Source organism: Marinobacter sp. (assembly GCF_041686475.1).
In the GTDB taxonomy this organism is placed as follows: Bacteria; Pseudomonadota; Gammaproteobacteria; order Pseudomonadales; family Oleiphilaceae; genus Marinobacter.
Genome location: NZ_JAWLDU010000020.1, coordinates 1 through 10,381, shown reverse-complemented (window position 1 = coordinate 10,381; position 10,381 = coordinate 1). Strand labels below are relative to the sequence as shown.

General features: G+C 58.7%; 10 protein-coding genes and 1 tRNA gene. 6 read left to right on the top strand and 5 right to left on the bottom strand.

Annotation, left to right across the window (positions count from 1 at the left end; genetic code table 11):
- The 5 genes from ACESMB_RS06720 to ACESMB_RS06700 form a co-directional block, all read right to left on the bottom strand.
- The coding region (locus ACESMB_RS06720) for a phosphomannomutase (protein ID WP_372971181.1) at nucleotides 1-1,316 on the bottom strand (1,316 nt) is incomplete at its 3' end.
- 12 nt (nucleotides 1,317-1,328) lie between these two features.
- A complete protein-coding gene (gene bfr / locus ACESMB_RS06715; RefSeq protein WP_372971165.1) occupies nucleotides 1,329-1,805 on the bottom strand; it encodes a bacterioferritin in 477 nt (158 codons plus the stop codon).
- Nucleotides 1,806-1,903: 98 nt separating this feature from the next.
- Nucleotides 1,904-2,110 (bottom strand): bacterioferritin-associated ferredoxin, encoded by a 207-nt coding sequence (locus tag ACESMB_RS06710; protein WP_372926155.1) that lies wholly within the window; start codon nucleotides 2,108-2,110, stop codon nucleotides 1,904-1,906.
- A 108-nt stretch (nucleotides 2,111-2,218) separates the two neighbouring features.
- A complete protein-coding gene (locus ACESMB_RS06705; RefSeq protein WP_372971164.1) occupies nucleotides 2,219-2,950 on the bottom strand; it encodes an LrgB family protein in 732 nt (243 codons plus the stop codon).
- Complete coding sequence (locus tag ACESMB_RS06700; RefSeq protein ID WP_372926164.1) at nucleotides 2,943-3,302, bottom strand: CidA/LrgA family protein; 360 nt, start codon at nucleotides 3,300-3,302, stop codon at nucleotides 2,943-2,945. Before ACESMB_RS06700 ends, ACESMB_RS06705 begins: the two co-directional genes overlap by 8 nt.
- Before the next feature lie 68 nt (nucleotides 3,303-3,370).
- Between ACESMB_RS06700 and ACESMB_RS06695 the strand changes: the two genes are divergently transcribed.
- From ACESMB_RS06695 to ACESMB_RS06670, 6 genes are all read left to right on the top strand, one after another.
- Nucleotides 3,371-3,913, top strand: coding sequence for a YaeQ family protein (locus ACESMB_RS06695; RefSeq protein ID WP_372926157.1), 543 nt, complete (start codon nucleotides 3,371-3,373; stop codon nucleotides 3,911-3,913).
- Between the two features lie 169 nt (nucleotides 3,914-4,082).
- A complete protein-coding gene (locus ACESMB_RS06690; RefSeq protein ID WP_372926158.1) occupies nucleotides 4,083-5,285 on the top strand; it encodes a thiamine pyrophosphate-dependent dehydrogenase E1 component subunit alpha in 1,203 nt (400 codons plus the stop codon).
- Nucleotides 5,282-6,259 carry an alpha-ketoacid dehydrogenase subunit beta gene (locus ACESMB_RS06685; protein ID WP_372971163.1) on the top strand — a complete coding sequence of 326 codons (978 nt, stop codon included), beginning with the start codon at nucleotides 5,282-5,284 and terminating at the stop codon, nucleotides 6,257-6,259. The genes ACESMB_RS06690 and ACESMB_RS06685 overlap by 4 nt, the downstream gene beginning before the upstream one ends.
- A 26-nt stretch (nucleotides 6,260-6,285) precedes the next feature.
- Complete coding sequence (locus ACESMB_RS06680) at nucleotides 6,286-7,890, top strand: dihydrolipoyllysine-residue acetyltransferase (protein WP_372971162.1); 1,605 nt, start codon at nucleotides 6,286-6,288, stop codon at nucleotides 7,888-7,890.
- A gap of 9 nt (nucleotides 7,891-7,899) precedes the next feature.
- A complete protein-coding gene (locus ACESMB_RS06675; RefSeq protein WP_372926161.1) occupies nucleotides 7,900-9,744 on the top strand; it encodes a protein kinase domain-containing protein in 1,845 nt (614 codons plus the stop codon).
- A gap of 104 nt (nucleotides 9,745-9,848) precedes the next feature.
- Nucleotides 9,849-9,925, top strand: a tRNA-Arg gene (locus ACESMB_RS06670).
- Nucleotides 9,926-10,381: the final 456 nt, after the last annotated feature.

The following is a 10,381-nucleotide window of genomic DNA, read 5'->3' as shown; positions in this document are numbered from 1 at the left end:
GCCGTTTTTTCCTTCATCAACGGAATATCCCCCCTCGATTCCACGTTCAGGCGAACCACCGGTTCGGTGTTGGACATGCGGAGGTTGAAGCGCCAGTCATCAAATTCGATACTTGCGCCGTCGACATGGGAGACGTTTTTGGCGCCTACGCTGTATTTCGCTTCGATGGCCGCGATGACTTTGGCCGGGTCGGCGATGGTGCGGTTGATTTCGCCGCTGGCCGGGTAGGCTTCGATGCGGGCGTCGATGAGGGACGACAGGGTCTGGCCGGACTGGCACAGGCGTTCGGCGATCAGTAGCCAGGGGATCATGCCGCTGTCGCAGTAGGCGAAGTCGCGGAAGTAGTGATGGGCGCTCATTTCGCCGCCGTACACTGCATCTTCGTCGCGCATGCGTTGTTTGATGAAGGCGTGGCCGGTTTTGCTTTCGATGGCTTCGCCGCCAGCGGCTTTGACCAGGTCAATGGTGTTCCAGGTCAGCCTTGGATCGTGGATGACCTTGCCACCGCCGGTTTTGCGGAGGAACTGGTCCGCCAGCAGGCCAACGATGTAGTAACCCTCGATAAAGCGGCCGTTTTCGTCAAAGAAGAAGCAGCGGTCGTAGTCGCCGTCCCAGGCGATACCCATAGCGGCGCCGTGTTCAATGACTGCTTCAGCGGTGGACGCGCGATTTTGTTCCAGAATGGGATTGGGGACACCGTTCGGGAAGTTACCGTCTGCCTCGTGGTGCACTTTCACGAAATCGAACGGCAGGTGTTGTTCCAACTCGTCGATAATCAATCCGGCGCCGCCATTTCCAGCGTTGACCACTATGGTCATTGGTTTGAGTGCCAGGGCGTCCACGTAGCCCAACAGGTGGTCAATGTAGGCGGTGGTCACCTCCAGCGGCTCGTACTGGCCCTGCTCGGGCGCGTCACCGAAGGGCTCGGGAACCCGGTCCCGAATGTCGTTCAAGCCGTTATCGGAGCTGATGGGTCGAGAATCCGGGCCCACCATTTTCATGCCGTTATGGTCACGTGGATTGTGGCTGGCCGTCACCATGATGCCGCCATCCATCTTGTAGTGGCTGGTAGCGAAGTAAACCAATTCGGTGCCGCAAAGGCCAATGTCGAAGACATCCGCACCGGCAGCCATCAGGCCGGAGCTCAGGGCGTCAGCAATTTCAGGGCTGGAGAGGCGAATGTCGTAGCCGACGATGACGCGCTTCGCCCCGGTCACTTCCACATAGGCACGGCCGATACGCTCGGCCAGCTGCGGGTTGAGCTGGTCCGGCACGCGGCCGCGCAGGTCATAGGCTTTAAAGCAGGACAGATCCATTGTCACAGTGGTTTACTCCCCTGCGGAGGACTGAAGCTGGATGTAGTTCTGGATGCCCATCTTGCCGATCATATCCAGCTGGGTTTCAAGCCAGTCGATATGTTCTTCTTCACTGTCCAGGATGCTGCGGAAGAGTTCGCGACTGGTGTAATCCTGGACCTGCTCGCAGTGGATGACAGCTTCCTTCAGGTCTTTATGGGCAATCATTTCGAGCTTGAGATCGCAGGAAATCATCTCCTCGACATTTTCACCGATCAGCAGCTTGTTCAGGTCCTGCAAATTCGGCAGCCCTTCCAGAAACAGGATGCGCTCGATCAGCTGATCCGCATGCTTCATTTCGTCAATGGACTCTTCGTATTCCTTGTCCGCCAGTTTGGTGATGCCCCAGTCCTTATACATGCGGGAGTGGAGGAAGTACTGGTTAATAGCGGTGAGCTCGTTGGAGAGCACTTTGTTCAGAAACTGGATGACTTTCTTGTCGCCTTTCATGACGGATCTCCTTGCGTGAGTGTGCAGTTGCTACAAGGATAGCCCTTCATCAGGAGAGAAAAAATCACAAATGGGAAATGAATGCAGCAAAGGCCCAATCAGGCGGGCTGGGCGAGCATGTTGGCCATGGCCATATAATCCGATGAGCGGTTCTCGCGAAGGATTTCCCGGGCGGTGCAGGCACAGCGGCCACACTGGGTACCAACGCCAAGCTCCCTGCCAAGCTGGCGCATGGAACTGACGCCGCTGTCGGCGGCTTCACGGATTTCACTGTCTGTCACACCATGGCAAAGGCAAACGTACATAAGGATTACTCACCGGGCCAATGAAAGGTAGTGATAATTATTGTTATTTACATGCAGCTTTGCAAGCCCTGCGGACGTTTTTTGTTCAAAAAATTGTATCGGCGCTGCTCAGATGCCTTTCAGGCGGAAAGCCAGAGGCAGAATCAGGGCGGTGAAAATGCCCGTCAATCCCATGCCCAGTGAAGCAAATGCTCCAGCAGTAGGCCCCAGTTCAAACGCTCTTGCCGTGCCAATGGCATGGCCATTAAGGCCCAGCGCAAAGCCCAGCATTCTTGGGTCGTCAATGGAAAGCCAGCGGGCGGTCAGATCCACGAACAGGGTTGCCACAACGCCGGTAATCAGCAGCCCGCCCATCATCAGGGACACCGAACCTCCAAGTTGTTCGGTGATGCCGATGGCGATGGGGGCCGTTACCGACTTCGGTGCCAGTGATGCGAGTACCTCCGGCGAGGCGCCCAGCAGAGCGGCTATTACCACGGCATAGACCGCCGCCAGCGTAGCGGCCACGGGCAGCGTGAACAGGATGGGCCGCCATAGCGCCCTGATATGATGCATCTGCTGGTAAAGGGGTACGCCCAGCGCCACCGTAGCCGGGCCCAGCAGGGCCGAAAGCCACAGGGCGCCCTCGCGGTATTCTCCGTAATCGATGGCAAGGATGGCGATCGCCGAACTGACCAGCGTTGCCGAAATCACAATCGGTGGCAACCAGACAGGGTGCCCGAGTAACCTGAATATTCGATTGCCGGCAAAAAACGCACCCAGCGTCAGCGCAATGGCCAGTGCCGGGCTGGTGGCGAGCGTACTCAGCAGATCCTGAAAACGGTCAAACAGCTCATCCATTGCTGCCGTGCTCCTGCCTGCTGAAACGCTTCAATAACCACAACGTGGTCACCACGCTCAGCAATGTCCCCAGCACCAGCGCCACACCAACCGCCAGCCACTGCCCTGCAAACTCCTCGGCAACAAAAAATACGCCCACTACCCCGGGCATGATCAGCAAAACCAGCACCGAGATCAGCGCCTGGCTGGCTCCCGCCAGGCTGTCACTGATGGTACCCCGCCCCATCAACAGGAGAGTGAGCAGGATCATACCGATAACACCACCACTCACTGGCAACGCAAGTAACACTCTGATCGTCTCGCCGGCAATAAAAAACACCGTCAGAACCAGAAAACCTCGCAACATCGACATGGCTGTTGTTTCTCTGCTGGACATTTGATTTACACTGGAACCCCGGCCACACCAAAGCAGGAAGCCCAATGGCGCTCAAGGCAACAATCTACAAGGCAAGCCTGAACATCGCTGACATGGACAGGCACTATTACGCCGACCATCATCTCACCATCGCCCGCCACCCGTCGGAAACAGACGAGCGCATGATGATACGCCTGCTGGCCTTCATACTGAACGCCAGTGAGAATCTGGAATTCACCAGGGGCATCAGCACCGACGACGAACCGGACCTGTGGCAGAAAAGCCTGAGCGACGAAATCGAGCTGTGGATTGAACTGGGCCTGCCGGATGAAAGCCGCCTGCGCAAAGCCTGCAACCGTGCTGACCAGGTGATCCTGTATACCTATGGTGGCCGTGCCGTTCCACTGTGGTGGGAAAAACACCAGGGCAAACTGACCCGCTTCAATAATCTCACCATCATCAACCTGCCACCGGAAGCCACCGAGCCACTGGCGGACCTGGCTGAACGCGGCATGAACCTTCAGTGCACCATCCAGGACGGGGCGGTGAATATCGGCAATGAGGAAACCCTCGTCAGCCTGACGCCAGAACCGCTCTACCCTGAATAAAAAATCACCTTTTCAGGCCTACCAGAATGACACAGTTTACGTTAAGGTAAACTTTAGCCGATATTGATCGGGCCGCACCAGGCTCCGTGAGATTGGCTATACTCAAAAAACATCGACACCCTCACAAGGGGTGTTTTGTTCCTCAGGCCACTACCCCAGGAAGAGGATTATGACAACAACAAAAGCCAAAGTTGTTTATTCCCCGGTTTTTACCGACGGTGCGGAATTCCGTATTCCCACCTTCAAGCTACTCAAGCAGGACGGCTCGCTCTACAAGGGCGCCAAGGCCCCTGATCTCGATAAAGACAAAGCCCTGCGCATCTACCGCGCGATGGTCACCACCCGGATTCTCGACGAACGTATGCTCGCCGCCCAGCGACAGGGCCGCCTGAGCTTTTACATGCAGTGCACCGGAGAGGAAGCCGCCGTGATCGGCAGTACCGCCGCACTGGACGATGCCGACATGATCATGGCGCAGTACCGGGAACAGGGCTCCCTGGTCTATCGCGGCTTCACCATCGACGAGTTCATGAACCAGCTGTTCGGCAATGAACTCGACTACGGCAAAGGGCGCCAGATGCCGGTTCACTACGGCTCCGCCAAGCTGAACTACATGACCATCTCATCCCCCCTGGCCACGCAGATTCCCCAGGCCACGGGTTACGCCTACGGCCAGAAGCTGAAGGGCGAAGGCCACTGCACCATTACCTATTTTGGTGAAGGCGCCGCCTCGGAGGGCGATTTCCACGCTGCCCTGAACATGGCGGCCGTCCACCGGGTTCCGGTAATTTTCCTGTGCCGCAACAACGGTTATGCCATTTCCACCCCGGCCGCCGAGCAGTTCGCCGCCGATGGTGTCGCGCCCCGGGCCTACGGCTACAAAATGGACGTGATCCGAGTAGATGGCAACGACATACTCGCCATGCACGAAGCCACCAAAGCGGCCCGCAGTCTGGCGGTGGAACACAATCGCCCGGTGCTGATTGAAGCCATGAGCTATCGCCTGGCGGCCCACTCTTCTTCCGACGACCCGTCCGGTTATCGCAGCAAGGACGAGGAAGCCGTGTGGCGCGAGAAAGACCCGATCCTGCGGATGCGGCTCTGGCTCGAGAGCAAGAAGTGGTGGACCGAAGACGACGAGAAACAGTTGCAGGAAACCATGCGCCGCGAGGTTCTCGAGACCATGAAGCGGGCGCAGAAGCGGCCACCACCGGCGCTGGATACCCTGGTCAGCGATGTCTACGACGAGGTGCCGCCGGCCCTGGCCGAACAGTTCGACAGCCTCAAGGCGCACATCCGCCGGCACCCGGACGCCTATCCGAAGAGTGCCGAACACGCGAAGGGAACAGTCAAAGAGGGAGGCCTGAGATGACACAGATGAATATGCTCCAGGCCATCAACAACGCCCTTGATACTGCCATGGCCGCCGATGAACGGGTGCTGTGTTTCGGTGAGGACGTGGGCATCTTCGGCGGCGTTTTCCGCGCCACCAGCCACCTGCAGGAAAAGTACGGCAAGGCCCGCTGCTTCAACACACCACTGGTGGAACAGGGCATCATCGGCTTCGCCAACGGCCTCGCCGCCCAGGGTTCCGTGCCGGTCGCCGAGATCCAGTTTGCCGACTACATCTTCCCGGCCTTTGACCAGATCGTGAACGAGTCGGCCAAGTTCCGTTACCGCTCCGGCAACCTGTTCAATGTGGGCGGACTGACCATTCGCGCTCCTTATGGTGGTGGCATTGCCGGCGGGCTTTACCACTCCCAATCGCCCGAAGCCTATTTTGCCCATACACCGGGCCTGAAAATTGTGGTGCCGCGCAACCCGCACCAGGCCAAGGGCCTGCTGCTGGCCGCCATCCATGACCAGAACCCGACTCTGTTCTTCGAGCCCAAGCGGATGTACCGCGCCTCCGTGGGCGACGTGCCGGATGAAGACTACCGGCTACCATTGGGCGAAGCCGAAGTGCTCAAGGAAGGCACGGATGTCACCGTGCTGGGCTGGGGCGCGCAAATGGAAGTGATTGAACACGCCGTCGAAATGGCGGAAAAAGAAGGCATTTCCTGTGAAGTCATCGACCTGAGAGCCATCCTGCCGTGGGATGTGGAAACCGTCGCCAACTCGGTGTTCAAGACCGGGCGCCTGGTGGTTACCCACGAAGCCCCGCTGACCGGCGGTTTCGCCGGCGAAATTGCGGCGACGATACAGGAGCGCTGCTTCCTGTACCTGGAATCCCCAATCGCTCGGGTGACCGGGATGGACACACCCTTCCCGCTGGTGCTGGAAAAAGAGCACCTGCCCAATCACCTGAAGGTCTATGAGGCCATCAGGTCGAGCGTGGAATTCTAGGTTGATATCAGGACAGGAGAGCAATCATGAGTGATTTTATACTGCCCGATATCGGCGAAGGTATCGTGGAGTGCGAACTGGTCAAATGGCTGGTCAGCGAAGGGGACATCATCGAAGAGGACCAGCCGGTCGCCGAGGTAATGACCGACAAGGCCCTGGTGGAAATTCCGGCGCCATACAAAGGCCGCGTGACCCACCTCTATCATAAGGAAGGCGACATCGCGAAGGTTCACGCCCCGCTGTTCGAACTGGTGGAAGAAGGCGGCGACAGTGAACAGGACGCTCCGCCTCAAACACCATCGACAGAAGCCGGAGCTGCCACCAACAAAGCAGAGCCTGTGCCGGAAACCTCTGGCACCACCCCCGCCAATGACGATGAGACCGAAGACTTTATCCTTCCCGATATCGGTGAAGGCATCGTCGAGTGCGAAGTGGTGGAATGGCGCGTCGCCGAGGGTGACGAGATCGAGGAAGACCAGCCGGTGGTGGATGTCATGACCGACAAGGCCATGGTGGAGATTACAGCGCCCAAGGCTGGCCGCGTCACCAAGCTTTACCACAAGCAACAGGAAATGGCCCGGGTGCATTCTCCGCTGTTTGCGTTTATTCCCCGCGACCGTGAAGAACCTGCCGAGGCAAAAGCCGCATCGAAGCCTGCACCGGAGCCCTCCCCGGCTACCGCAAAACCGGCCTCAACAGGAACCCGGCAGCGAATTCCCGCCAGCCCCGCCGTGCGCCGCCTGGTGCGGGAGCATAATCTGAATCTGGCGGATATCGCCGGTTCCGGCAAGGATGGCCGGGTGCTGAAGGCGGACGTGCTGGCGCACCTGGACAACCCAACCGCGCCGTCACAACGGCAGGAAGGCACGGATGAATCGCAGCCAGCAAGCCAGGGCCGCGGAGGCCGAATGCCGGCGCGTGAGCAGGAAGTCCGGATCGAACCGATCAAGGGCATGCAAGCGGCAATGGCCCGCAGCATGGTCAAGTCAGCAACGACGATCCCCCACTTCATCTACAGCGAAGATATCGACGTTACGGACCTGCTGAAACTGCGGGAGCAGCTCAAACCGGAAGCCGAAGCCAGAGGCTCACGGCTGACACTGATGCCCTTTGTCATGAAAGCCACGGCCCTGGCAGTTCAGGAGTTCCCGGTACTCAACAGCCGTGTTAACGACGACGTGACGGAGATTCACTACCTGCCCAGCTGCAATATCGGCATGGCGGTGGACGGCAAGGCCGGGCTGATGGTGCCCAATGTCAAAGGTGTTGAGAGTCTGACCCTGCTGGGCATTGCCGATGAAGTGTCCCGTCTGACCGAGGCGGCCCGTTCGGGCAGGGTGAGCCAGGAGGATCTCAAGGGCGGCACCATCACCATCTCCAACATTGGCGCGCTGGGCGGCACCTATGCCTCGCCCATCATCAATGCGCCGGAAGTGGCGATTGTGGCCCTGGGCCGGACCCAGAAACTGCCACGCTTCGACGCCAACGGCCAGGTGGTGGAGCGGGCCATCATGACCGTGAGCTGGGCGGGCGACCATCGCATCATTGATGGTGGCACCATTGCGCGTTTCTGCAATCGCTGGAAAGGCTACCTGGAATCGCCGCAATCGATGCTGTTGCATCTGGGCTGACGGGGCATCATGGCGCAGAAGACGCAACTGCAGCAGTTCTACATACCTGAAGAGCAGTCGATCTACCTGCTCAGCCATGACGACGCCAAGAAGCTCAAGGACTGGGTGGCACTGTGTGCCACCCAGCTCCGCCAACTGGGTTACCTGGACATCGAGCTGATTGGCAAGGGCGCCTACGGCTTCGTGTTCGCAGGCCGCCTGCCAAGCCCGGACAACACCGGCCCCGAACACGTTTTCAAGTTTACCCGCATCAATTTGCCCCAACACCTGCAGGACCGCCTGGAGGACGAAGCCTACATCCTTGAACAGGTCCGCCACCCGAGAGTGCCCCGGCTGATCGCCTACCAGCGGGCACACAACCAGCCCATCCTGGTGATGGAACGGGCGGCCGGCCTTAACCTGGAAGAAGTCTCTTTGCGTGAGGGCCGCCTCAAACCACGAGTGGTAATGCGCATCGCCGACCAGCTTGCAGACATCCTGCGCAACCTGCGCCGGGAGAACGGCCCTGCCGGACGCCCCATCGTGCACGGCGACATCAAGCCCTCCAACCTGGTGTTCGATGCCAGCACCGAAAACATCGCCCTGATCGACTGGGGCTCATCGGTGTTTGCGCAACTCGACGCCAACCAGCAGTTCCTCACCACCAATGTCATGGAACTGATGTCCGACAACCTGCAGCAGACCAACGCGCGGCTGGGCGACGTCTACTTTATCGGGGAAGAACAGTTGAACGGTGGCCTGTCGTCCCCTCGCTTTGACGAGCAGGGCGCTGCCGGCACGCTTTACGCCCTGGCTTCCGGACAGTCGTGCCGTTTCGGGCACCAGGCGATCCCGGCCACCTCTCTAGGACTGCCCATGGAGTTCGCCCGCATGCTGGACGGCATGCTGGCCCCGGACCCCGAAACCCGACGTCAGGCCGGCGACTACTATCTGAAAGAAATGCCAAGAATGGCCCGCACGGTGATGATTGATCTGCCGGAGCCACCGGTGAACCCGCAAGTGCCGGTCTGGACACGAACCTCCGATCACGAAATCGACACCGTGGTATACAGCTCCCGCAAATCCTTCCTGCGGCAGGAGGGCGCCCCGGAAACCCTCAATGACGTCAACGATGTGCAACTGGACCGCTACTACAAGAACTTCATGCAGGGCATGGGGGAAACGGAAAAAGCCTTCCTGGCCGCTGTCAGCCGGCTTGGGCGTTACCCCGTGGAAGGTGGCCTCGCCGTGCGCTGGGAATCCGATGGGGTATACATAGATACCTCACTAAACCTGCACGACCCCAGCCTGAAAGACGCGTTCATAAGGGCCGTCAACAACATGGTCTACCTGGCCCAGGCCATCTACCGCCAGGGTATCTTCAAGAGCTGCCTGTTCAACGCCCGCAACACCCTGCACATCGACCGCGACGAGCCGGACCAGCCTTTCGAACCGGAACCCGGCATGCAACTGAAATACGAGGTAAGCGCGGCACCAGAGGTGGAAGACGAATCCCGGGTGCACTCCTACTTCGAGGATGGTCCCGACCCGGAAGAGTTCCTGGTACTGCCCCAGATCATCATCAATGCGCTGGAATCCCTCAACGACATCCACCACACCGGCATGATCATCTTCGAAGCCCTGCCCCGCCACCTCAAGATCCACAGCCACTACCGGCTCCTGGACCCGGACCGGGAAGGCGAATTCTCCCGCCTGCTGGACGAAATACTGGTTGCCGTGAACCAGATCACCGGGCTGGGCGTTTCCGGCTTCATGAAAATGCCCTACAAAGACACCCGCTTCTTCCCCCACATAGAGCGCCTGCCGGAACGTTACTACCCCAGAAACCCCAGGGCTGAAGCTGATTCTGTATGACCTTGTTTAACTGGCCGGGCCAGCATCAAGAGGGCTGGACAGAACACCCCATCACACGTAAGATTGCGCACTCGAAATTGATGCCGCAGCGTTGATTCCGACACCCGCCCGTAGCTCAGCTGGATAGAGCGCCGCCCTCCGGAGGCGGAGGTCAGAGGTTCGAATCCTCTCGGGCGGGCCATTAACTCGGAAAATCAATGAGTTATCATTAAGGCAATCCCCTCACCTGTCGTCATTCGCACCTGAGCAATCCGAAAAACTCCGATTCGATCAATGGCCTTTGCACGGCAAGATTAAGATCAGGAATTTTTCTCTATCATTGCGCCTGTGCCCAAACGGTGCCTTGGCAGTGCCCAGTCAATTTAGGTCGATCCATCACCTCCCATTAACGTGACCTTTGCACGGTTTCCAGCCCACCATCTCTGTGGCACAGCCGCTCTACGGTATTTAAGCAAATAAATTCGCTTGGTAACCTTAACTTTGGTCGCAAAGCGGACATTCAGATGGTGCGATAACGCCAGTGGTGATGGGCGACAACGGAGCGCGGCGTAGTTGGCGTCCCGTTGACCACCTTGTTAACCTCTGAGTTCGAGGTCTTCCCGAATAACCTCCGGATGGCGGAAAGCAATCTCGATGA